General features: G+C 71.4%; 22 protein-coding genes. 12 read left to right on the forward strand and 10 right to left on the reverse strand.

Going from position 1 to position 22,348, the window contains the following annotated elements:
- Nucleotides 1-127, forward strand: a 127-nt coding sequence (locus H5965_RS33390) for an integrase core domain-containing protein (RefSeq protein ID WP_310975213.1), incomplete at its 5' end; no start/stop codon positions are given.
- Here the strand turns inward: H5965_RS33390 and H5965_RS33395 are convergent.
- A complete protein-coding gene (locus tag H5965_RS33395) occupies nucleotides 124-654 on the reverse strand; it encodes a GNAT family protein (RefSeq protein WP_310974775.1) in 531 nt (176 codons plus the stop codon). The genes H5965_RS33390 and H5965_RS33395 overlap by 4 nt on opposite strands.
- Before the next feature lie 276 nt (nucleotides 655-930).
- Nucleotides 931-1,704 carry a crotonase/enoyl-CoA hydratase family protein gene (locus H5965_RS33400; RefSeq protein WP_310974776.1) on the reverse strand — a complete coding sequence of 258 codons (774 nt, stop codon included), beginning with the start codon at nucleotides 1,702-1,704 and terminating at the stop codon, nucleotides 931-933.
- Nucleotides 1,705-1,805: 101 nt separating this feature from the next.
- Between H5965_RS33400 and H5965_RS33405 the strand changes: the two genes are divergently transcribed.
- The 5 genes from H5965_RS33405 to H5965_RS33425 all read left to right on the forward strand — a co-directional run bounded on the left by H5965_RS33405 (nucleotide 1,806) and on the right by H5965_RS33425 (nucleotide 4,663).
- Nucleotides 1,806-1,973 (forward strand): hypothetical protein, encoded by a 168-nt coding sequence (locus H5965_RS33405; protein WP_014466828.1) that lies wholly within the window; start codon nucleotides 1,806-1,808, stop codon nucleotides 1,971-1,973.
- 359 nt (nucleotides 1,974-2,332) lie between these two features.
- Entirely contained in the window at nucleotides 2,333-2,815 is a 483-nt protein-coding gene (locus H5965_RS33410; RefSeq protein WP_013224355.1) for a hypothetical protein, read from the forward strand.
- 123 nt (nucleotides 2,816-2,938) lie between these two features.
- Nucleotides 2,939-3,853, forward strand: coding sequence for a lytic murein transglycosylase (locus tag H5965_RS33415; protein WP_310974777.1), 915 nt, complete (start codon nucleotides 2,939-2,941; stop codon nucleotides 3,851-3,853).
- A gap of 64 nt (nucleotides 3,854-3,917) precedes the next feature.
- Nucleotides 3,918-4,310 (forward strand): hypothetical protein, encoded by a 393-nt coding sequence (locus tag H5965_RS33420; protein ID WP_310974778.1) that lies wholly within the window; start codon nucleotides 3,918-3,920, stop codon nucleotides 4,308-4,310.
- Between the two features lie 11 nt (nucleotides 4,311-4,321).
- Complete coding sequence (locus tag H5965_RS33425) at nucleotides 4,322-4,663, forward strand: DUF3817 domain-containing protein (protein ID WP_086857625.1); 342 nt, start codon at nucleotides 4,322-4,324, stop codon at nucleotides 4,661-4,663.
- Here H5965_RS33425 and H5965_RS33430 read toward each other — a convergent pair.
- Nucleotides 4,641-6,065, reverse strand: a complete 1,425-nt coding sequence (locus H5965_RS33430) for an MFS transporter (protein ID WP_310974779.1) — start codon at nucleotides 6,063-6,065, stop codon at nucleotides 4,641-4,643. The two genes, H5965_RS33425 and H5965_RS33430, sit on opposite strands and share 23 nt — an antisense overlap.
- A gap of 134 nt (nucleotides 6,066-6,199) precedes the next feature.
- On the opposite strand from H5965_RS33430, the gene H5965_RS33435 reads away from it, so the two are divergent.
- Nucleotides 6,200-6,763, forward strand: a complete 564-nt coding sequence (locus H5965_RS33435; protein WP_310974780.1) for a TetR/AcrR family transcriptional regulator — start codon at nucleotides 6,200-6,202, stop codon at nucleotides 6,761-6,763.
- A 19-nt stretch (nucleotides 6,764-6,782) separates the two neighbouring features.
- Here the strand turns inward: H5965_RS33435 and H5965_RS33440 are convergent, their stop codons facing one another.
- Nucleotides 6,783-8,375, reverse strand: a complete 1,593-nt coding sequence (locus tag H5965_RS33440) for a cation acetate symporter (protein ID WP_310974781.1) — start codon at nucleotides 8,373-8,375, stop codon at nucleotides 6,783-6,785.
- Nucleotides 8,372-8,809, reverse strand: a complete 438-nt coding sequence (locus H5965_RS33445; RefSeq protein ID WP_310974782.1) for a DUF485 domain-containing protein — start codon at nucleotides 8,807-8,809, stop codon at nucleotides 8,372-8,374. The genes H5965_RS33440 and H5965_RS33445 overlap by 4 nt, the downstream gene beginning before the upstream one ends.
- Nucleotides 8,810-9,817: 1,008 nt before the next feature.
- Here H5965_RS33445 and H5965_RS33450 point away from each other — a divergent pair.
- The 4 genes from H5965_RS33450 to H5965_RS33465 are packed head-to-tail and all read left to right on the forward strand — an operon-like array spanning nucleotide 9,818 to nucleotide 15,794.
- Nucleotides 9,818-14,029 (forward strand): nitrate- and nitrite sensing domain-containing protein, encoded by a 4,212-nt coding sequence (locus H5965_RS33450; protein WP_310974783.1) that lies wholly within the window; start codon nucleotides 9,818-9,820, stop codon nucleotides 14,027-14,029.
- Complete coding sequence (locus H5965_RS33455) at nucleotides 14,026-14,478, forward strand: roadblock/LC7 domain-containing protein (RefSeq protein WP_004561253.1); 453 nt, start codon at nucleotides 14,026-14,028, stop codon at nucleotides 14,476-14,478. The genes H5965_RS33450 and H5965_RS33455 overlap by 4 nt, the downstream gene beginning before the upstream one ends.
- Before the next feature lie 7 nt (nucleotides 14,479-14,485).
- On the forward strand, nucleotides 14,486-15,202 hold the full coding sequence (locus H5965_RS33460) for a DUF742 domain-containing protein (protein ID WP_310974784.1): 717 nt from the start codon (nucleotides 14,486-14,488) through the stop codon (nucleotides 15,200-15,202).
- On the forward strand, nucleotides 15,183-15,794 hold the full coding sequence (locus tag H5965_RS33465; protein ID WP_033261921.1) for an ATP/GTP-binding protein: 612 nt from the start codon (nucleotides 15,183-15,185) through the stop codon (nucleotides 15,792-15,794). Before H5965_RS33460 ends, H5965_RS33465 begins: the two co-directional genes overlap by 20 nt.
- Nucleotides 15,795-15,833: 39 nt before the next feature.
- Here H5965_RS33465 and H5965_RS33470 read toward each other — a convergent pair whose 3' ends face one another.
- The 4 genes from H5965_RS33470 to H5965_RS33485 form a co-directional block, all read right to left on the reverse strand.
- Nucleotides 15,834-16,394: a dihydrofolate reductase family protein gene (locus H5965_RS33470; protein ID WP_310974785.1), complete on the reverse strand. Its 561-nt coding sequence runs from the start codon at nucleotides 16,392-16,394 to the stop codon at nucleotides 15,834-15,836.
- Nucleotides 16,395-16,620: 226 nt separating this feature from the next.
- Nucleotides 16,621-17,271 (reverse strand): DUF899 domain-containing protein, encoded by a 651-nt coding sequence (locus H5965_RS33475; RefSeq protein ID WP_310974786.1) that lies wholly within the window; start codon nucleotides 17,269-17,271, stop codon nucleotides 16,621-16,623.
- Nucleotides 17,268-17,708, reverse strand: a complete 441-nt coding sequence (locus H5965_RS33480) for an SRPBCC domain-containing protein (RefSeq protein WP_310974787.1) — start codon at nucleotides 17,706-17,708, stop codon at nucleotides 17,268-17,270. Before H5965_RS33480 ends, H5965_RS33475 begins: the two co-directional genes overlap by 4 nt.
- Entirely contained in the window at nucleotides 17,701-18,027 is a 327-nt protein-coding gene (locus H5965_RS33485) for a metalloregulator ArsR/SmtB family transcription factor (RefSeq protein WP_310974788.1), read from the reverse strand. Before H5965_RS33485 ends, H5965_RS33480 begins: the two co-directional genes overlap by 8 nt.
- 138 nt (nucleotides 18,028-18,165) lie before the next feature.
- Between H5965_RS33485 and icmF the strand changes: the two genes are divergently transcribed.
- The gene (gene icmF / locus H5965_RS33490) at nucleotides 18,166-21,399 is read left to right on the forward strand and encodes a fused isobutyryl-CoA mutase/GTPase IcmF (protein WP_310974789.1); all 3,234 of its coding nucleotides are present in this window, start codon (nucleotides 18,166-18,168) and stop codon (nucleotides 21,397-21,399) included.
- Between the two features lie 189 nt (nucleotides 21,400-21,588).
- Here the strand turns inward: icmF and H5965_RS33495 are convergent, their stop codons facing one another.
- Entirely contained in the window at nucleotides 21,589-22,278 is a 690-nt protein-coding gene (locus tag H5965_RS33495; protein WP_310974790.1) for a class I SAM-dependent methyltransferase, read from the reverse strand.
- Nucleotides 22,279-22,348: the final 70 nt, after the last annotated feature.

Genomic DNA, 22,348 nt, shown 5'->3' on the forward strand with positions numbered 1-22,348 from the left:
GGAGACACTGCGGCGGGCGGCGCTGCCGGGGTGGCTGCACTTCTACAATCACCATCGACCCCACAGCTCAACCGGCGGCAAGCCGCCGGTCACCCGGCTGACCAACCTCCCCGGACATCACACCTAGCTCTTCGCCAGGTCGGAGCGTACGACCGCGTAGACGACGTGGTCGCGCCACTCGCCGTCCCGGAAGCCGTAGCCGCGAAGCACGCCTTCGCGGGTGAAGCCGGCTTTCTCAAGCGAGCGCTGTTCGGCGCGGTTGCCGGTCTCGGTCGTCGCTTCGACCCGGTTGAGCTGGGTGTGCGCGAAGAGGTAGTCGACGAGCAGGCGCTGGGCCTCGGTGCCGTAGCCGTGGCCACGCGCCTCCGGCGCCAGGACGAGGCCCATGTTCCAGCAGTAGGACGTCGGCCCGGTGCGGGTCCGGTGCCAGGAGACGAGCCCGAGGACGCGGCCGCCGAGCGTCGGCACGAGCATCCCGGTCTCGGCGGTGAGCATCCCGGTCTCCAGCCACCGGCGGCGCAGGTAGCCGGGATCGTGCCAGCCGAACCACTGGTGCTCCCCGGCGGCGACGGGATCGTTGGTCAGCTGTTCCAGCAGCCCGAGGTCGCTTTCGGCCACCGGCCGCAGCTCGACCCCGGCCCCGTCGTCATCCATCCGGAGACCTTATCGGCCGCTTGACCGGAACCGGGACGGCTTCGCGCAAGATAGCCCGCTAGAGGCACCACCCGTGACCGAGAGGTCAACACCCGTAATCCGGAGGTCGACACGCGTGATCCGAGGGTCGACACGCGTGATCCAAGGGTCGACACGCGTGATCCGGAGGTCGACACGGCGAAACCCGCGGGCCCGGCCGTGTCGACCCTTCAATCACGCGTGTCGACCCTTCAATCACGTGAGTTGACTCCTCAATCACGCGTGTTGACCCTTTGGTCACGTGAAGGTGCCGTGGCGGCCTTCGCCGCCGGCGAAGCGGGCGGCGCCCTCGACCGCCTCCGTCGCCAGGATGCCCGGGCCCATGGCCGCGGCGAACTCCGCTGTCAGCGCGTCCTGTTCGGACTCGCCCCACTGGGCCAGTGCCGAACGGCGGTCGCCGCGCAGGCAGGCCTGGGGGAACGCCGCCAGCTGGCGGGCCAGCTCCTGCGCCGCGGAAACGGCCTCGCCCGCGGGGACCAGCCGGTTGGCCAGGCCGATCTCGAAGGCTTCCGAAGCGTCGACCGGCCGGCCCGTCAGGATCAGGTCCATCGCGCGGGACTGACCGATCAGGCGCGGCAGCCGGACCGTCCCGCCGTCGATCAGCGGGACGCCCCAGCGGCGGCAGAACACGCCGAACACCGCCGTCGCGTCCGCGACCCGCAGGTCGCACCACAGCGCCAGCTCGAGCCCGCCCGCGACGGCCGGCCCGTGCACCGCCGCGATGACCGGCTTGCCGAGGGTCATCCGGGTCGGTCCCATCGGGCCGTCCCCGTCCGGGTGAGTGCGGTTCATCCGGTCGGTGCCGATCGCCTTGAGATCGGCCCCCGCGCAGAACGCGCCGCCGGCTCCGGTCAGCACCGCGACGGCCGCGTCCGGGTCGGCGTCGAACGCGCGGAAGGCGTCGGCCAGCTCCGCCGCCGTGGGCCCGTCGACGGCGTTGCGCGCCGCCGGGCGGTCGATGGTGATCGTCGTCACCGGCCCGTCCCGCCGCACCAGCACATTCGGGGACATGGCCGCTCCTGGGGTGATCGAGGTGTCTTCCACGCACGCCTTCCCTACAGTATTGGGGTGGCCACTCCCAGGACGGGGACGGCGAGCCGGGGAGGAAGCGCATGTCGGGCGGCGTCAAGAAGATCCTCATCGTGGGCGTGGTCGCGCTCGTGCTCTTCCTCCTGATCACCCAGCCCACCCAGTCCGCCGACTTCGTGCACCGCGTGCTCGGCTGGCTCAAGGACGGCGCCGAAGCGATCGTCACGTTCTTCCGGGCCCTCTTCTCCTGACCTGCTACTCCCCGGTACCGGCGCCGCCAGGGCGGTGCCGGTGATTACCGTGCGTGTTAACGGACGGTAAATCACCCAGTGTCACCAATCTCGGATTTCGGACTCGAACACTCGACCATCCGGGTGGATTGCGGCCGAAAACGCGCAGGTCGTCGAATTCGTACCACCCGGGGTCTGGCGAAGACGACCACCCCGGCCCTACGGTGCTCACATTGCGTGATCGGGTGGTTCGCCATCCCCCCGGAGAACCCCGGTACGCAGGCAGTTTCCACTCAGCAAGGTGCAGGTTGGTGCGTGCGGCACCACCGCGTGGGACAGGTGTCAGGGCCTGTCCGTCGGGGACCTACAAGGAGGCAGGGATGACCGGAGATCCCGGAGTGGACGCGTTGATCCGGCAGTGGGCCGCCGAGCGCGAGAGGACTCCCGAGGAGCAGGAGGTCGACCGCATCGCTTCCGCGTGGCTGGCCGACGCACCCGCGCAGGCCCCGGGCATCCCCGGCCAGCGCGCCCGGACCGGGCAGTCGCGGTTCGTCCCGGTGGAGTCGGCCGACCCCGGCTACCTCGCCGCGATGCGCAGCCGGCTGCCGGAGGTGCCCGAAGAACTCCTCACCGCCGCCGCGGGCTGGTGGCAGATGGTCGGCGGCGTCGCCGAGGCCGAGGAGTGGTGGGACGCCGGCATCAGCCCGCTCGACCAGCGGGCCCTCGACTACCGGGCGGCCGGTCTCGCGCCGTCCGACCTGAGCCGCCGGCTCGGGCCGATGACCGTCCTGCAGCACCTGCGCCGCGGCAGCGCCCCGGCCTGGTGCGTCGCGCGCCTCGCGCGGCAGCAGAAATCCGCCTGACGAGACGTTTTCCACTCGGCCGGGTGACCCGGCGTGGTGAGACGATGGCGACGGCCCGCGTAACGCTAACCTGCGCGGGCTCGTTGACAGTTCGTCGACATCACGCTGGAGGACCGGAGTTTCGTGCGCACCAGGACCGGAAAGACCGAGGACGACCCGATCGGCGCCGACGCCGAGGAAGCCGTTCCCGCCCCACCGGCCCCGCGCTCTCCGGGCGTGGCCGTGCTCACCCGGCTGCTCGTGGTCCTCGCCGTGCTGGCCGTGGCCGGCGGCGGGATCTGGCTGGTGACCCGCGCCTCGACGCCCGAGGCGAGCCCGACCACCACCGAAATCCCCGCGTTGCAGGTCAAGGCGGCCGACGTCCGCCCGGGCTCGGTCGCCCCGGCCGGTGGTGCGGTGGCGGGCGGGGCCGAGCAGCAGACGTCGCCCCAGCAGGCCCACCCGCGCGAGTCGGGCCCGGCCACGCTTTCCCAGTGGGCCGCGCAGGTCGCGGCGGCCACCGGTGTCCCGGCGCGCGCCCTGCAGGCGTACGGCAACGCCGAGCTGGCGATGCGCGCGGACCAGCCGGGCTGCAAGATCTCGTGGGCCACGCTCGCGGGCATCGGCCGCATCGAGTCCAACCACGGCCAGTACGCGGGCGCGGTCCTCGGCGCGGACGGCCGCCCGTCCAAGCCGATCATCGGCGTCCCGCTCGACGGCTCGGCGGGGGTCCAGGCCATCGGCGACACGGACGGCGGCCGCTACGACGGCGACGCCGGGGTCGACCGGGCGGTGGGCCCGATGCAGTTCATCCCGGGAACGTGGCGCAAGTGGGCCTCGGACGGCAACGGCGACGGCCTCGGCGACCCCCAGCAGATCGACGACGCCGCCCTGGCCGCGGCGCGGTACCTGTGCGCGGGCGGGCGGGACATGGCCGCTCCGAGCGGGTGGTGGGCGGGGATCCTGTCGTACAACAACTCGACGGAGTACGCGCAGAAGGTGTTCGGCCTGGCCGATGGGTACGCGAAGGCTGCCCAGGCGGCGCGCAAGCAGGGCTGAGAGCCCGGCCACCTCGTCCGCGACCGCGCGACGTCTCTCAGCGGGCCAGTGCTAGCGTCGAAGCGTGCCAGCCTCCGAGACCGCCTCCCCCTGGGGACGCCGGATCGCGATCGTCGCGGCCTGCCTGGTGAGCCTGCTCGTCTGCTGTGGGCTCGCCTGGTGGCAGTGGGACCGCTTCACGTCGGCCAACGGCACCTTCCAGAACCTCGGCTACGTCCTGCAGTGGCCGCTGTTCGGGCTCTTCCCCGCCTTCATGTTCTGGCGGATCCGCCGGCTCCGGCTGAAGGCCGAAGCCGACGGCACCGCGGACGAGACGCCGAAGGCCGCGGTGAAACCCGAGGTGCCCGCTCCGCGTCCCCGTCCGGACACCCAGGTCACGGACGAGGACGAGGAACTGGCTGCGTACAACCGTTACCTTCGCGAGCTGCACGCTCGCGACGAGCAGACCGCAGAGTGAGGACGACCCCGATGACCACCAGCACCGAAGGCGCCCGGACCGCCGTGCCGCTCGCCGGCCCCCTGGTCCGGTTCCGCACCGCCGCCTACGTCACCGGTGTGGGCCTGCTCGGCCTCTGCTTCGTCATGGTGCTGCGCTACGGCTTCGACAACCCGACGCCGTCCGCGGTCTACTCGCCGATCCACGGCGTCCTCTACATGATCTACCTGGTGCTCACCATCGACCTGGCGATCAAGGCCCGCTGGTCGATCAAGGGCACCGTGCTCGTGCTGCTGGCCGGCTGCGTCCCGTTCGTCTCGTTCCTCGTCGAGCGCCGGGTGACGCACAAGGTCAAGGCCGGGCAGAAGCTGTAACCCGGCGGAACGTCAGCGCCACCAGCACCGAGCCGGCCGCGACCAGGGTGGCCGTCGCGAACGCCGCCGTCATGCCGTCGACCGTGAGCTGAGCTCCGGTCGTGCCCGCCGAGCGGGTGACCGAGCCGAACACCGTGATCAGGATGCCCAGCCCGAGGGTGCTGCCGACCTGCTGCATCGTCTGCAGCACGCCGCCCGCGGCGCCCGCGTCCTCGGCCGGCACGGTGGCCATCACGATCACGTTCAGCGGCGCGAACGCCAGCCCGACGCCGAGCCCCACCAGCAGCAGCGGGCCCAGCAACGCCGGGAAGTACGCGCTCCCGGTGGTGAGCAGCGCGAGCCAGCCGACGCCGCTGACGATCAGCAGCGACCCGGTGATCGTCAGCGGCTTCGGCCCGTAGCGGGGGAGCAGCCGCGGCACGAGCCGGCTCATCGTGAAGATCAGCGCCGCCATCGGGAGGAACGCGAACCCGGTGGCCAGCGCGGCGTAGTGCCGGATGTCCTGCATGAACTGCGTCAGGAAGAAGAACATCGACATCATCGCCATCGGGCCGAGGAAGAAGTTCACGTAGGCCGCGCTGCGGTTGCGGTCGGCGAACAGCCGCAGCGGGACCAGCGGTGTGGCGGTGCGGGCTTCGATGGCGACGAACCCGGCGAGCAGGACCAGGCCGCCGGCGAGCGAGCCGAGCGTCACCGCGTTGCCCCAGCCGTCGGACGCGGCGTGGGTGAAGGCGAACACCAGGGCGCCGACGCCGAGGGTGCCGGTGACCGCGCCGGGCAGGTCCAGGTGGGCGCGACGGCGTTCGGGCTCGGCCACGAACCGCGGGGCGAGCAGGGCGATCGCCAGCCCGAACGGGACGTTGATGAACAGCGCCGCGCGCCACGAGATCCACTCCGTCAGCAGGCCGCCGACGATCAGGCCGATCGCGAAGCCGCCGCTCGACATCGCCGAGAACAGCGCCAGTGCGCGGACGCGGGCCTTGGCTTCGGTGAACGTCGTCGTGATCAACGCCAGGGTGCTCGGACCCGCCATGGCGGCGCCGACGCCCTGCAACGCGCGGGCGGCGATGAGCAGCGCGGCCGAGTCGGCGAGGCCGCCGGCCAGCGAGGCCACCGTGAACACGGCGGTGCCCGCGACGAACATCCGCCGCCGTCCGAACAGGTCGCCGGCCCGGCCGCCGAGCAGGAGCAGGCCGCCGAAGACCAGGCTGTAGGCCGTCATCACCCAGGACAGGCCGGTGGGGGTGAAGCCGAGGTCGGCCTGGATGCGCGGGAGCGCGACGTTGATCACCGTCGCATCGAGGACGAGCATGAGCTGGCAGGTCAGGATGATCGCGAGGACCAGCCCGCGGTGCCGGGGCGGCGCCGGCGTGGGCGCGCGGTCGAGCGTTTGGTGCGACAAGGGATACTCCCCCAAGGAGTAAGAGAAGAAGCGGAGAGTTTCTCCACTTGGTGTGATCCGATAATATGGAGAGTGTCTCCGGATGCGCAAGTGAATTCGGAGAATCTCTCCGGTTGAGTGGCGAGGAGGCCGGGATGCCCGAGGCGGGTGAGCGTCCGATGCGGGCGGACGCGCGACGCAACTACGAGCGCATCGTCGCGACGGCCAAGGACCTCTTCACCACCCACGGCGCCGACGTGCCGCTGGACGACGTCGCCAAGAAGGCCGGCGTCGGCGCGGGCACCCTCTACCGGCACTTCCCGACCCGGGAGAAGCTGTTCGAAGCGGTCTACCGCGAGGAGATCACGGTGCTCGCCGACCGCGCGTTCGTCCTGCACGACGAACTGCCGCCGTGGGAGGCCCTGGAGGCGTGGCTGCTCGCCCAGGTGACCTGGGTCGTCGAGCGGCACAAGCTGGCGACGATCCTCAAGGAGTCCATCGACTCCGGCTCGGAGACCTTCCAGTACTGCCAGAAGCGGCTTCGTGAAGCGACCGGAGTGCTCGTCGAAGCCGCGCAGGAGGCCGGGCTGGTGCGCCCGGACGTCGTCGGCGCGGACGTGCTGCGGCTCGGCCACGGCGCCGGGATGGCGGTGCGCAACTGCAGCCCGGAGGACGGCAAGCGCGTGCTGAACGTGATCCTGGACGGCCTGCGCGCCTGACGCAGGCCGTCCCGGGGGATCAGCTGCCGATGCCGGTCATCGACCGGACTTCCATCTCCGCCTGCTTCTCCGCGTCCGCCTTCGGCCGGCCCACCAGCGTCCCGACGAAGCCGCAGAGGAACGAGAACGGGATCGACACCAGGCCTGGGTTCTTCAGCGGGAACCAGGCGAAGTCGATGCTCTTGAAGATCGAGTCCGGGGCACCCGAGACGACCGGCGAGAACAGCACCAGCAGCAGGCACGCGATCAGGCCGCCGTACATGCCCCACAGCGTGCCGGCGGTGTTGAACCTCTTCCAGAACAACGAATACAGCAGCGTCGACAGGTTGGCCGACGCCGCCACCGCGAACGCCAGCGCCACCAGGAACGCGACGTTCTGCCCGTTCGCCAGCACCCCGCCGACGATGGCCAGCGCGCCGACCGCGATCGCGGTCATCCGGGCCACCCGGACCTCGTCGGCCGGTTCGGCCTTGCCCCGCTTGAAGATGTTCGCGTAGACGTCGTGGGCGAACGACGCCGACGCGGTGATCGTCAGCCCGGCCACCACCGCCAGGATCGTCGCGAACGCCACCGCGGCGATCACGCCCAGCAGCAGCGTCCCGCCGATGTGCAGCGCGAGCAGCGGCGCCGCCGAGTTCTCCCCGCCTGGGGCGCTCTTGATCTCGTCCGAGCCGACCAGCGCGGCCGCGCCGAAGCCGATCACCAGCGTGCAGACGTAGAAGATGAGCATGCACACCGTCGCCCAGACGACCGAGCGGCGCGCCTCCAGGGAGTTCGGCACGGTGTAGAAGCGCATCAGGAGGTGGGGGAGCGAAGACAGGCCGAGCACCAGGGCCAGCGCGAGCGACACGAAGTCGAGCTTGGTGGTGTCGTCCTTGCCGTATGAGCCGCCCGGTTCGAGCAGGTGCTCGCCCAGCGGGCTCTTCTCGGTCGCCGCGGACAGCAGGTTCGAGAAGCTGAAGCCGTACTTGCCGAACAGGAACACCGCCATCAGCACCACGGCGAGCATCAGCACGCCGGCCTTGATGATCTGCACCCAGGTGGTGCCCTTCATGCCGCCGACCAGCACGTAGACGACCATGACCAGGCCGACCACGCCGATCACCAGCGCCTGCCCGAGCCGGGTGTGGATGTCGAGCAGCAGGGCGACCAGGCCGCCGGCGCCCGCCATCTGCGCCAGCATGTAGAACAGCGAGATCACCAGCGTCGACGTCGCCGCCGCGGCCCGGACCGGGCGCTGGTTCATCCGGAAGCTGATGACGTCGCCCATCGTGAACCGGCCGGTGTTGCGCAGCAGCTCGGCGATCAGCAGCAGGTCGACCAGCCAGGCGACCAGGAAGCCGATGGAGTAGAGGAAGCCGTCGTAGCCGTGGACGGCGATCGCGCCCGCGATGCCGAGGAACGACGCCGCCGAGAGGAAGTCGCCGGAGAGCGCGATGCCGTTCTGGCGGCCGGTGAAGGCGCTGCCCGCGGCGTAGTAGTCCGACGTCGAGGAGTTCCGGCTGCCGGCCCGGTAGACGACGTACAGCGTGATCGCCACGAAGAGGGCGAACACCACCGTGTTGACGACGGGGTCGCTGGCGGTCAGGCCGCCCGCCGCGAGCGCGGTCATCGGCGCTTCCCTTCCGCGAGGCCCGCGTGGGCCCGGAGTTCGGCGACTCGCGGGTCGAGCCGTCGGCGCGCGTAGCGCAGGTAGAGCCAGGTGATCAGCGCGGTGCTGACGAACTGGCCGAGGCCGAGCAGGATGGCCACGTTGACCTGGCCGAAGACCTTGCGGCTCATGAAGTCGTGCGCGTACGCGGCCAGCAGCACGTACGTCATGTACCAGGCGAAGAAGGCGAAGCTCAGCGGGAAGACGAACCAGCGGAACCGGCGGCGCAGCGAAACGAACTCCGGGCTGGCCTGGATCGCGGTGTAGTCGGGGCCCGAGGGGGCGGCGGACCGGCGGGGCAGACCCCCGGCGGGGTCGGGTCCGGCGGGCAGGACCGGGATCCGGCTCGTCTCCTCGAGGGCGTTGCCCGGCGTGGGCCGCGCTACGTCGTACATGGGTGCCTCCGGCAGGTGCCTCCGTGGCGGCGGGCCCCGGCGCCTGCGAGCAGGGCGCCGGGCCGCCCTTGCGGACTGCGAGGGCACATCGTAACTACGCCATCCGGCGGTAGGTGAAGGCGCCCGGACCGTCCAGTCGGTTCGGACGGCGGTATTCGGTTTCCCGTCGATCGCTTCGAATGGGTGACCGGCGAGAACGCACTGCGGAGAACGCCCGTAATGCCGAAAAGAATTGTGACGCGACGTTGTCGAGAGCCAAGCGGACTGCGGCAAACGGGGGAAAGGCGCTGGTCGTCTCGCCGGGCTGGTCACCGAAAGTAGCCGGATCGCGGGCTTGATCCTGCTCGCGGGTGTTTCGGGGCAGCAGAGGGGCGGCGAAGATCCACTGGTCAGCGTAGGGTTTCGAAAGAAATCACCAGGTCGGGGCCGGGGAACGCGCAACGCCACAACATCGGGCACATCTTGAGACTTGACCCACCCGTTGGTGGTACGCAGTGTAGATCGACCGAGGGATGCTGCTACCCTGTCTGGGCTAATCGGGTGACGGCCGGATGCGAGGGGCCCGCAGTCCGGTAACCGGAATTCCCTCTTCGGGGATCGGTGGAGCGGAATGTCCACGCCGGTGGTCGGTCGCGAAAGCACTTTTCGCAGGTCAGCGCCCGAGTGGGGAACACAATTGACCGGCAGGACTCCGGGGGTACGATTCTTTGGCCCAGCTGACCGCAGCGATCGATTGGCACCGATAAAGTTGATCTCGATCCCCGTGCACAACGCAACTTGCGACATGCACGTGCATAGTCCCGGGCACGGGACGCTGCGGTGCCTGCCCGGCGACGGGCGCGCGGACAGCGGGGCGGCCGGGGACGAGCGAGGGCGCCGGGGAAGCGGCAGGGTGGGGACGGCACGGCCGTCCGGGAACCCGTCGCGATCCGGGACGCCGCGCCGCCGACGCGGATTCATGACGCCGGACAGGGAGTCACTCACGTGACCGTTGCAGGAGAAGGTCAGGTGCCCGTCGGGGAACTGCTCGGCCGAGCGCCCCGGCGGTCCAAGGGGAAGGCCGTGTGGCGCGCGCTGGTGCAGTGGCGCGACTGGAGCCTGCCCGTCAAGCTTTCGGCCGTCACGGTCGTGCCCATCGTCCTCGCGCTCGTCCTGGGCGTCGCGACGATCGCCGCGCAGGTCGGCCGCTCGGACGAGTACCAGCGGCTCGACCGGCTCGTCGCGCTCGGCGGCGGGGTGCGCAGCCTGACCGCCGCCCTCCAGCAGGAGCGCACGGTCACCGCGGCGATGCTGACCGAGGGCACCGTCGGCGGCACCCCCGAGCTGGCCGCCGCGCGCAAGGCGACCGACGCCGCGACCGGCCCGTTCACCGCGGAGCAGGCCCGCGCGTCCGAAGCCGAGCCCGGTGTCTCCGGGGCCGCGGGCACCGCTTCCGCCCAGGTCGGCAACCTCGCCTTCCTGCGCCGCCAGGTCGACGCCGGCCAGCTCGACCCCGGCCAGGCCATCACGGCGTACTCCGCGCTCACCGGGTCGTTGATCAGCCTCGACACCGCGGCCACCGCGGGCGCCGGCGACGGCACCCTCGGCGGCCTGCCCGCCGGGCTGCACGAACTGCTGGTCGCCGGCGAGCAGGTGTCGCTCAGCCAGGCCCTCGTCTCCTACGGCATCGGCCGGGCCGGGCTGACGCCGAGCGAGCTGGCCACCCTGCGCGCCGCCGAGCTGCGGCTCGCCGACCGGCTCGTCGACTTCCGCTCCGCGGCGGGCGACACGCTGCAGCGCGACTTCGCGGCGATCGCCGAGGGCACCCAGGCGCAGAACCGGGCCCGCATGGTCGAAACCGTGTTGAACGCGCAGAGCGGCCAGGTCGACGACGCGTTCCGCGCGCTGCCGGCCGCGGACTGGACCACCGCCTCCGCGGCGATGCGCACGCAGATCGGCTCGATCTCCGACCGGCTCGGCGCGTCGGCGTCGCAGACCGCGGCGGACCTGGTCGACCAGGCCAGCAGCGGCGCCGGGCTGCTCGCGGTGCTGCTGTTCGCCGCGATGGTGCTGGCCGTCGCGGTCGTCTTCCTCATCACCCGGCAGCTGCTGCGCTCGCTGAAGGTGCTGCGCCGCAGCGCCCTCGACGTCGCCGAGACCGCCCTGCCGGAAGCGGTCCGCAACATCCAGGAGGGCCGCGCGCAGGGCACCGACGTCCGGCCGGTCCCGGTGCACACCGACGACGAGGTCGGCGAGGTGGCGCGGGCCTTCGACAAGGTGCACCACCAGGCGCTGCGGCTGGCGACCGAGCAGGCCGCGATGCGCACCGGCTACGGCAGCGTGTTCGTCAACCTGTCGCGGCGCAGCCAGAGCCTGGTGCAGCGGCAGCTGCAGCTGATCGAGCAGCTCGAGCGGGACGAGGAGGACGCCGACCAGCTGGCGACGCTGTTCCAGCTCGACCACCTCGCCACCCGGATGCGGCGCAACAACGAGAACCTGATGGTGCTGTCCGGCGCCGAGCCGGGCCGCCGGTCCGGGAAGCCGGTCGGCACCACCGACATGCTGCGCGCGGCGGTGTCGGAGATCGAGCAGTACCAGCGCGTCCAGGTGCAGCCGCCGCCCCCGGCCCGGATCGTCGGCTACGCGGCGAGCGACCTGATGCGCCTGGTCGCCGAGCTGCTGGACAACGCCGCGGCGTTCTCCGCGCCGGAGACCACGGTCACCGTGGCGTCGCGGCTGGGCGAGGACGGCTCGCTCCACATCGACATCCTGGACAAGGGCATCGGGATGAACGAGTGCGAGGTCATCGAGGCCAACACCCGGCTGACCGAGGCCGGCTCGGTCGACCTGGTGACGTCGAGGCGGATGGGCCTGTTCGTCGTCGGCAGGCTGGCGAGCCGGCACCGGATCGGGGTGTCGCTGCACGGCGGCAAGGACATCGTCGGCGTCCGCGCCACCGTCGTGGTCCCGGCGGAGCTGGTGATGCCGGTGACCGACGGCCCGGTGACCGGCCCGATCGGCGCCCTGCAGCAGCACCCGGCGAGCCCGGCGGCGGGCAACCAGCTGCCGCGCCGCCCGGTCAACGGCGCGAACCGCCCGCGGCCGGTGGTGCCGCAGCAGCCGGCGATGGGCGAGGAGCGGTGGCCGTCGGCGAGCGACCTCGCCGGGCTGTCCGGCGGGCGGCCGCCGTCGGACCTGGAGATCTCCGGGACGGCCCTGTTCGCCCCGATCGAGAAGGACGGCGACGTCCCGCCGCAGCGCCCGGCCCTCCCGCCGGTGCCCGCGGTGCTGCCGCTGCCGCAGCAGCCGCCCCGGAGCGACGACCTGCCGGCGGGCAAGGACCTGTTCACGGCCAACGAGACGACGCTCAGCGACTGGTGGCAGGAGGCGACGGCGGGCTCGGAGCCGCCCCCGCCGGCCCCGGCCCCGGACCGGTCCGAGACGACGCCGATCTTCGACGAGATGCTGTCGGCCTGGTTCCGCGAGGACAAGCCGGCCGATTCGGAGGAAGAACCGGCGGCCGCGGCGCAGGAGGTCCCGCCGGAGGAGCGCCGCAGCTGGGACTTCGCGAGCGACGAGAACTTCCGCACGGTCCAGGAGCGCACGAAGGCCGAGCCGACGGCGTTCACGGACGCGGGCCTCCCGCGCCGCCGCCGCGGCGAGCAGCTGCTCCCGGGAAGCGCCACGCCACCGTCCCCGGCGGCGACCCCGAAGCCGGCCCCCCGCCCGGACCTCCCGGTCCGCGACCCGGCCGACGTCCGCGGCCGGTTGAGCAGCTTCCAGCAGGGCGTGACCCGCGGCCGCCGCCAGGCCGCGGCCCAGCGCCCCCGCGCCGGCCAGCGCGGCCCGGTGCAGCAGCAGCCAGCGGAGGGCTCGCCGGTGCAGGGCCTCGGCACGGCCCAGGACGCGGCCGAGGGTGTCCAGCAGCCCGCGGCGCCTGGCGGACAGCCGTCGCCCTCGGCCGAGCAGGGTGCGGGGTCGGTGCAGCAGGCGACCGGGCAGGCCCAGCAGGCGGCCGGTTCGGCGGCGCAGGGTTCGGCGCAGGTTGCTTCGGAGACGGCCGGGCAGCAGACGGCGGGCTCGGCGGCCGCGCAAGGTTCGGCGCAGGCGGCCGGGCTGGGCGCGGGGTCGGCGCAGCAGGCAACCGGTCCGGCGGCCGCGCAGGGGCCGGTGCAGCCGGCTGGGCTGGATGCCGGGTCGGCGCAGCACACGCCGGAGGCGGCCGCGCAAGGTTCGGCGCTGGCGGCCGGGCTGGGCGCGGGGTCGGCGCAGCACACGCCGGAGACGGTCGCGCAGCAGGCGGCGGCCTCGACGCAGGCTGCTCCGGAGGTGTTCGGGCAGCAGGCGGCGGGTTCCGCGGCCGCGCAGGGTTCGGCGCAGGCGGCCGGGCTGGGCGCGGGGTCGGGCCAGCAGGCAACCGGGCAGGTCCAGCAGGCGGCCGGTTCGGCGGCCGCGCAGCACACGCCGGAGACGGCCGGGCAGCAGCCGGCGGGTTCGGCGCAGGCTCCCGAGACGTTCGGGCAGCCGGTCCCCGACTCCGCGGCAGCGGATTCAACCGACGAGGGCCAGCCCGGCCCCGCCGGTCAAACCACTCCGCAGCCGGGCCGGCCCGCGGCACCGCCGGCCGGGGCGTCCGAACCGAAACTGCAAGGCGACATCTTCGCGACCGGCACCCAGCCGCCCGCCGAAGAGCCACCGGCGACCTCGGGCGCGCTGCCGCAACCCACGCCCAAGCCGGCCCTCCCGCAGCCGAGCCGGCCCGCGAAGCCCGGTGCGCTCCCGCAGCGGTCCGTTCCCCTCCCACAGCCCGGCAACCGGCACCCCGGCGTCTTCCAGGAGTCCGGGCAGCTGCCGGTCGCCAACGGCCGTCCCGCCGTTCCGCCGGCCTCGCTGCCCAGCCGGAAGGCGCCGGAGACCCCCGCTCCGCGCCGCGAAGAGACCGCCGTCGAAGCCACCGCCGAGTGGAACTTCGGCACCGATGACGGCTGGCGCGCGGTGCAAGCGGTGTCCCAGTCGACACCCTCCACCTTCACTTCGGCAGGATTGCCCCGGCGCCGTCGCGGGGAGCAGCTGCTCCCGGGCAGTGCCGGACCGTCCACCGGGGCCACGGCCCCCCGACCACAACGGGACGCACACGACGTGCGCGGCCGCCTGCGGAGCTTCCAGCAGGGCATCGAGCGCGGACGCCACCGCACCGCACAGGCGGCCGAGAACAACCACGAGACCTTGGAGGGTGAATGACCTCGCCGAGTAGCGCTCAGCCGACGCAGAACCAGTTCGGCTGGCTGGTCAACGACTTCGCGGAGCGGGTGCCCGGCGTGGCCCACGCCGTGGTCGTCTCGGCGGACGGCTTGCTGCTGACCGCGTCGAACCGGCTCCCGCTCGACCGGGCCGACCAGCTCGCCGCCGTCGCGTCCGGCCTGGTCAGCCTCACCCAGGGCGCCGCCCGGTGCTTCGAAGCCGGCGCGGTCAACGAGACCGTCGTCGAGATGGAGCTCGGGATCATGGTGCTGATGTCGATCAGCGACGGGTCCTGCCTCGCCGTCCTCGCCGCCCCCAACTGCGACATCGGCCAGGTCGCCTACGAGATGACCATGCTCGTCGACCGCGTCGGCCAGATCCTCACCCCGGAGCTGCGGGCCCAGCTTCAGGGCTCCGGGGGGTCGCTGATCGGCGAACCGGTGGGATGATGGCGCGATGAGCACGGGGTCCGGATTCGACGGCGAACCACCCGAGGGGCGCAGCCCCGCCGGGCGTGGGGACGACGGCACGTTCGCCGACGTCCTCAACGGGTTCACGCTGGATTCCGGCCGTGCCCGCCGGAAGCGCAAGAAGAGCAAGGAGTCCCCGCAACCCCCGGCCGCCGGTGCGCACGCGGCCGCGGATCCGCCGGCGTCCGCGCCGTCGGCCGACCAAGGAGATCGTGTGACCTCTTTAGTCTCGCCACCCGGCAGTACCGACGGGGACAGCCCCAGACCAGGCGGTTTGTTCGACCCGGGGCCGCCCAGCGGCGAATTCGTCATGCCCGCGGTGTTCGAGCAGCCGCCCGCGCCCGAGGAACTGACGGCCATCGTCCGGCCCTACGCGCTGACCGGCGGCCGCACCAAGGCCAATTACGCCCTGGAGCTGGAGACACTGATCTCCGCGAAGGACTACGCTGCCACCGGTGGCTTCCCCGAAGTGGCCGCGGAGCAGATCGAGTGCATCTCGATCATGGAAGAGTGCCGGACCCCCCGTTCGGTCGCCGAGATCGTGTCGGCGCTGCGGGTGCCTCTGGGCGTGGCCCGGGTGCTGATCAGCGACGCGGCCGACGCGGGGCTGGTCACGGTGCACAAGACGATTACGGGCAATGACGGCGCCGAGGCACATCTGGTGTTGATGGAAAGGGTTTTGAGTGGACTCCGTCGGCTATAAGGCACCGCGGGACACCGCGCCCCCGACCATGACCTCGGCCAAGATCGTGGTGGCCGGCGGCTTCGGCGCGGGGAAGACGACCTTCGTCGGGTCGGTGTCGGAGATCGTGCCGCTGACCACCGAGGCGATGATGACCGACGCCAGCGTGGGCGTCGACAACCTCGACCACACGCCGGGCAAGTCGACGACGACCGTCGCGATGGACTTCGGCCGCGTGTCGCTGGACGCGGACCTGATCCTCTACCTGTTCGGCACGCCCGGGCAGCAGCGGTTCTGGTTCATGTGGGACGACCTGGTCCGCGGCGCCATCGGCGCGGTGGTGCTGGCCGACACGCGCCGGCTGGCCGACTCGTTCGCGCCGATCGACTTCTTCGAGGACCGCGGGCTGCCGTACATCGTCGGCATCAACACGTTCGACGGCGTGCTGGAGCACGACATCAACGACGTCCGCGAGGCCCTGTCGATCGACCCGAACATCCCGATCGTCCGCTGTGACGCCCGGGACCGCGAGTCGACCAAGCAGACGCTGATCACGCTGGTCGAGTACGCCATGCGGCAGTGGATCGCGCTGCGGGCGGCCAACGCGCGCTGAGGCCGGCGGGGCCCGGGAGTGCCCCGGGCCCGGCGCCGCTCACGCCCGGCGGTAGCGCAGCAGCACGACCTCGTCGTCGAACATGCGCGACTGAGCCAGGGTGAGACCGAGCCGCGCGGTGCTCTCGGCGAACGGCCGCTTGCCGCCGCCGAGAACGACCGGGTGCACGAAGATCTGGTACTCGTCGATCAGGCCGCGCGCGGTGAGCTCGGCGGCCAGTTCCGCGCCGCCCATGAGCAGCAGGTCCTCGCCGGGCTCGGCCTTCAGGGACGCGACCGCTTCGGTCAGGTCCCCGCCGACGACCCGCGTGTTCCAGTCCGCCTTCTCCAGCGTCCGCGAGAAGACGACCTTCGGCGTCTCCCGCCACACGGGCGCGAAGGCGAGGTCGTGCGGGTCGTCCGAGATCGACTCGGCGGCCGGCCAGTACGCGGACATCATGTCCCAGACCTTCCGCCCGTAGGCGAACTCACCGCAGCGCGAGCTCAGCCCCCGCGAGTAGGCGGACAGCTCGGGACCCATGACGGGCCAGTCGAACTCGCCGTTCGGGCCCTCGACGCAGCCGTCGAGCGAAGTGTGGACCATGTAGACGATCTCGCGCATTTCCATCTCCTCCTGGTGGGTCTGACGGGAGGAGGTCGGAGTCGCGGACGCGGACCGGACACGGGCGCGGAGGAATTTTTCAGTACTCGTCGTGGCGGCGCCTTGCGAGCTTGGTCGCGTGCGCGCGGCGGCGCCCCGCTGCCCCGTCCGGTCCTCGGCGGTGACCCCACTTCGCCCAGGTCACCGCGAGCAACGCGGGTCGGAAGCGGCTCGCGGCCCCAGACCGTCAGTACTCGTCGTGCCGTCGCCACCAGGAGCCGGGACCGTCGTCGCCGCGGCTCTCCTCCTCCCACGCCTCCTGGCGGCCGAGCGGCGTCACATCCAAGTACCGGTGCGACGCGAGGAACATCTCGCCGCCCCGGCCGCTGGTGAAATACGTCCGGTACACGTCGTCGCCGTCACGCAGGAACACGCTGACGCCGAAGCCCCTTCCGACGCCGCAGTCCTCGGTGAAGTCGCTGCCGTGCGCGGACACCCACGGCACGTCCCAGCCCATCCGGGTCTTGTACCGCTCGATCTCCGCCAGGGTCGCCGGCGCGACGACCTTCAGCGTCACGTCGCGGGCGTGCAGGTGGGCCAGGTGCGGCAGGTTGTCGACGACCAGCGAGCAGCCGGGGCAGCCCGCCTCGTCGCCCGGGTGCAGCATGAAGTGGTAGACGATCAGCTGGCGGCGCCCGTCGAACAGGTCGAGCAGGCTCTGCTTCCCCGACGCCGACTCGAACGCGTACGGCTTGGTGAAGGGCACCATCGGCAGCCGCCGGCGTTCGGCGGCGAGGTGGTCCGCCGCCTTCATCAGCTCCTTCTCCTTGACGAGCAGCGCGTCGCGCGCGGTCTGCCAGTCCTCCGGCGAGACGATCCGGGGCAGGGTGGCGGTCATCGAACGTCCTTTCTGCGGATGAAGCCGGTCAGGTCTTCGAAGCTGGAGGTCCAGCCCTCGTCGTGGCCGTCGCGGTCGGCGGTGGTCGGGAAGCCGGTCTGGACGAACGTCATCTCGGTCTTGCCGCCGAGGTCGGCGAACCCGATCGTCACGAGCGTCTCGGTGCGCAGGTCGCCTTCGGTGTCCCAGGCGAAGGTGAACACGAGCCGTTCGGGGGCGGTGATCTCGCGGTAGACGCCGCGCATCCAGTGCTCGTCGCCCTCGGGGGAGCGGATGCACGCCCGCCAGGCGCCGCCCGGCCGGGTCGCGAGGGTGACGGCGGAGCCGGTGTAGCCGTGCGGGCCGAGCCAGCTCGCCAGCTGGTCCGGGTCGGTCCACGCGGCGAAGACGAGCTCGCGCGGGGCGTCGAACACGCGCGTGATGGTGAGGTCAGGCATCGCCGGTCAGCCTCCTCAGGTGGTCCTCGAGGCGGTCGAACCCGCCCTCCCAGAACCGGCGGTAGGTCGCGACCCAGTCGGCCACGTCCTCCAGGGGTTTGGCCTCCAGCCGGCAGGGCCGCCACTGACGGGTGCGGCCCCGGGTGATCAGCCCGGCCTCCTCGAGCACCTTCAAGTGCCGGGACACCGCGGGCAGGGTCATCGGGAGTGGCTCGGCGAGCTCGTTCACCGTCGCCTCGCCGGCCGAGAGGCGCGCGAGGATGGCGCGCCGGGTCGGATCGGCGAGAGCCGAGAACGTCCGGCTCAGCGTGTCGGTCATTTCACCACCTTGTTAATTAACGTACTCGTTAAATATAGGCCCGAGCTCGCGGAAGTCAAGGTTTTCCCGGGGCGCCGTGAGATCCGCGTCACGGGTCCTCGGGTTTCCAATAGTAGGAAGTCAAAGTATTTTGGAGGGATGAGCAGCGAGCTGTACCGCCCCGTGCACCCCGTCCGCTTCGTGACCGCGTCGAGCCTCTTCGACGGCCACGACGCGTCGATCAACATCATGCGGCGGATCCTGCAGTCCCAGGGCGCGGAGGTGGTCCACCTCGGCCACAACCGGTCGGTCGACGAGGTCGCCACCGCGGCCATCGCCGAGGACGTCCAGGGGGTCGCCATCTCCGCCTACCAGGGCGGGCACGTCGAGTACTTCTCCTACCTGGTCGAACTCCTCCGCGAGCGCGGCGCGGGCCACATCAAGGTCTTCGGCGGCGGGGGCGGGGTGATCGTGCGCGAGGAGATCGAGCTGCTGCACTCGCGCGGTGTCGCCCGCATCTTCTCGCCCGAAGACGGCTACGAGATGGGTCTGCCGGGCATGATCAACATGATGATCAAGGCCTGCGACGTCGACCTCGCGGCCGAAGCGCCCGCACTGGACAAGGTGCTCTCCGGGGACGTCGCCGCGCTTTCGCGGGCCATCACCCAGCTGCAGGCCGAGAAGCTGCCGGGTGACCTGCTGAGCGGCATCACCGAGGCCGCGGGCAAGCGCGAGGTCCCGGTGCTCGGCATCACCGGCACCGGCGGCTCGGGCAAGTCGTCGCTCACCGACGAGCTGATCCGCCGCTTCCGCCTCGACCAGGAGGACAAGCTGCGGATCGCGGTGCTCGCCGTCGACCCGTCGCGGCGCAAGGGCGGCGGCGCGCTGCTCGGCGACCGCATCCGGATGAACTGCCTCGACGGCTCCCCGGTGTACTTCCGCTCGCTGGCCACGCGCACGACGTCGGGGGAGATCCCGGCCGGGCTGAGCGAGTCGATCCTGGCCTGCAAGGCCGCCGGGTTCGACCTGGTGATCGTCGAGACGCCGGGCATCGGCCAGGGCGACGCGGGCATCGTCGACTTCGTGGACGAGTCGCTGTACGTGATGACGCCGGAATTCGGCGCCGCGTCGCAGCTGGAGAAGATCGACATGCTCGACTTCGCCGACGTCGTCGCGATCAACAAGTTCGAGCGCCGCGGCGCCGAGGACGCCCGCCGCGACGTCGCGCGCCAGCTGGTGCGCAACCGCGAAGCCTTCTCGGAGGGCCCGGAGGACATGCCGGTGTACGGCACGAGCGCGGCGAAGTTCAACGACGACGGCGTCACCGCGCTCTACCAGCACCTGCGCGGGATGCTCGCCGAGCGAGGCCTCGGCGTGTCCGCGGGAACGCTGCCGAAGGTCGAAGGCAAGGTGTCGACCGACGCCTCGACGATCATCCCGGGAAACCGGGCCCGGTACCTGGCCGAGATCTCCGAGACCGTGCGCGGTTACCACGCGAAGACGCAAGCGCAGGTCGCCGCGATCCGCAAGCACGAGGCCCTCTCGACCGCGCGTGCGGAACTGGCCAAGGTCGACGCGTCGACCGACGCGCTGGACGGCCTCCTCGCCGCCGCCGAGTCCGATGTGGACGGCGAGTCGGCAAAGCTCCTCGCGCGGTTCCGCGAGCTGGCCGAGGAATACCGCCAGGACGAGCTGGTCGTCAAGATCCGCGACAAGGAGCTGCGCACGCAGCTGTGGCGCGACACGCTGTCGGGCAACCGGATCCCGCGCGTCGCCCTGCCGCGGTACGCCGAGTCCGGCGAGCTGCTGTCGTTCCTGCGCCGCGAGAACCTGCCGGGCTACTTCCCCTACACCGCGGGCGTTTTCCCGTTCAAGCGCGACGGCGAGGACCCGGCGCGGATGTTCGCCGGCGAGGGTGACGCCTTCCGCACCAACCGCCGCTTCAAGCTGCTGTCGGCCGACTCGGAAGCCAAGCGGCTGTCGACGGCGTTCGACTCGGTGACGCTCTACGGCCACGACCCCGACACGCGTCCCGACATCTACGGCAAGGTCGGCACGTCGGGCGTGTCCATCGCGACGCTCGACGACATGAAGGTCCTCTACGACGGCTTCGACCTGACCGCGCCGAACACGTCGGTGTCGATGACCATCAACGGCCCGGCGCCGACGATCCTCGCGTTCTTCCTCAACACCGCGATCGACCAGAAGGTCGAGGCGTTCCGGGCCGAGCACGGGCGCGAGCCGTCCGACGCCGAGGCCGCCGAGCTGCGCGAGTGGGTGCTGAAGAACGTCCGCGGCACGGTGCAGGCCGACATCCTCAAGGAGGACCAGGGGCAGAACACCTGCATCTTCTCCACCGAGTTCAGCCTCCGGATGATGGCCGACATCCAGGAGTGGTTCATCGAACACGGTGTCCGCAACTTCTACTCGGTGTCGATTTCGGGCTACCACATCGCCGAGGCCGGGGCGAACCCGATCTCGCAGCTGGCGTTCACGCTGTCCAACGGCTTCACCTACGTCGAGTCGTACCTCGCGCGGGGCATGGACATCGACGACTTCGCGCCGAACCTGTCGTTCTTCTTCTCCAACGGCATGGACGCGGAGTACTCGGTGCTCGGCCGGGTGGCGCGCCGGATCTGGGCGGTGGCGATGCGCGAGCGCTACGGCGCGAACGAGCGCTCGCAGAAGCTGAAGTACCACGTGCAGACGTCCGGCCGGTCGCTGCACGCGCAGGAGATGAGCTTCAACGACATCCGCACGACGCTGCAGGCGCTGTGCGCGCTGTACGACAACGCGAACTCCTTGCACACCAACGCGTTCGACGAGGCGATCACGACGCCGTCGGAGTCGTCGGTGCGCCGGGCGATGGCCATCCAGATGATCATCAACAAGGAGTGGGGCCTGTCGAAGAACGAGAACCCGCTGCAGGGTTCGTTCGTCATCGACGAGCTGACCGACCTGGTCGAGGAGGCCGTGCTGGCCGAGTTCGACCGCATTTCCGAGCGCGGCGGCGTGCTGGGCGCGATGGAGACGGGCTACCAGCGCGGCAAGATCCAGGACGAGTCGATCCTCTACGAGCGCAAGAAGCACGACGGCTCACTGCCGATCATCGGCGTAAACACATTCCGCAACCCGCGCTCGGGGGAGGACGAAGTCGAGGTGGAGCTGGCCCGGGCGACCGAGGACGAGAAGAAGTCCCAGCTCGACCGCCTCGCGGACTTCCAGCGCCGCAACCACGAGGACACCCAGCAGGCGCTGAAGGCCCTGCGCGAGGCGGCCACCCGCGGCGGCAACCTGTTCGGGGTGCTGATGGACGCCGCGCGGGTGTGCTCGCTGGGCCAGATCACGGAAGCGTTCTTCGAGGTCGGCGGCCAGTACCGGCGGAACGTCTAGCGGCGCCAGAAGGCCGGCCGCCACCAGTAGAGCGTTCCGGGGGCGGTCGGCCACGGCGCCAGGGCGACGCCCTGGGGCTCGAAGTGGTCGACGGCGGGGTCGATGGGCCGCCGGCCCTCGTCGAGCGGTTCGTCCGGGCGGCCGTTTTCGAACGTGCGGTGCCCGCAGCACGGCCCCGGCCGTCGCGGGTCAACTCGATCGGCGGACCGCCTTCAGCTGCCACACCGGGACCAGGACGCGCCCGTCGGCGTCGGTACCCAGCCGCGCCAGCCGGCCGGGGTCCTGGTCCAGCACCACCCGGACGCTCTCCCGCAGCTCCTCCGGCGTCATCGACGTCGTGTACAGGGCCGGCTCGAGGCGCTCGATCGTCCAATCGCGACCGACCGTCTCCCGCAGGTTGGCCTCGCTGATCAGGTACGGCGCCGGGAAGCCGTCCGGGATCTCCGGCGAGAAAGCGAACAGGTGCAGCGTCGCGCCCGGCCGCGTCGCGCGGGTCAGCGCCGCCAGGTACGCGCGCCGCTCGTCCTCGCTCAGGCAGTGGTACAACGCGCTGTCGAGGACCGTGTCGAACCGGCCTTCGTAGCCTTCGAGCTCGGTCGCGTCGGCCACCGCGAACGTGACGCCCGGCGCGCGCGTGCGGGCCTGCTCGATCGCCGATGGTGCGCCGTCGAGGCCGGTGACATGCAGGCCGCGCGAGGCGAGGAACGCGGAGTTGTCACCCAGGCCGCACCCGATGTCGAGCACTTCGCCGGTGAACTCGCCGGCATCGGCCAGCGCGACGACCGCCGGCTGCGGCGCGCCGAGGTCCCACGGCATCTTGCGGCCCATCGGCGTCGAGCCTTGGTACAGCTCTTCGAAGTCGACGTCCTGTACGTCCATGTCCACCCCTTTATTCAACGTATGATGAGATCACTTCATCCTGCACCCGCTGTCAACCCGGTGGTAGTCC

The sequence above is a fragment of the Amycolatopsis sp. 505 genome, from assembly GCF_031625235.1.
In the GTDB taxonomy this organism is placed as follows: domain Bacteria; phylum Actinomycetota; class Actinomycetes; order Mycobacteriales; family Pseudonocardiaceae; genus Amycolatopsis.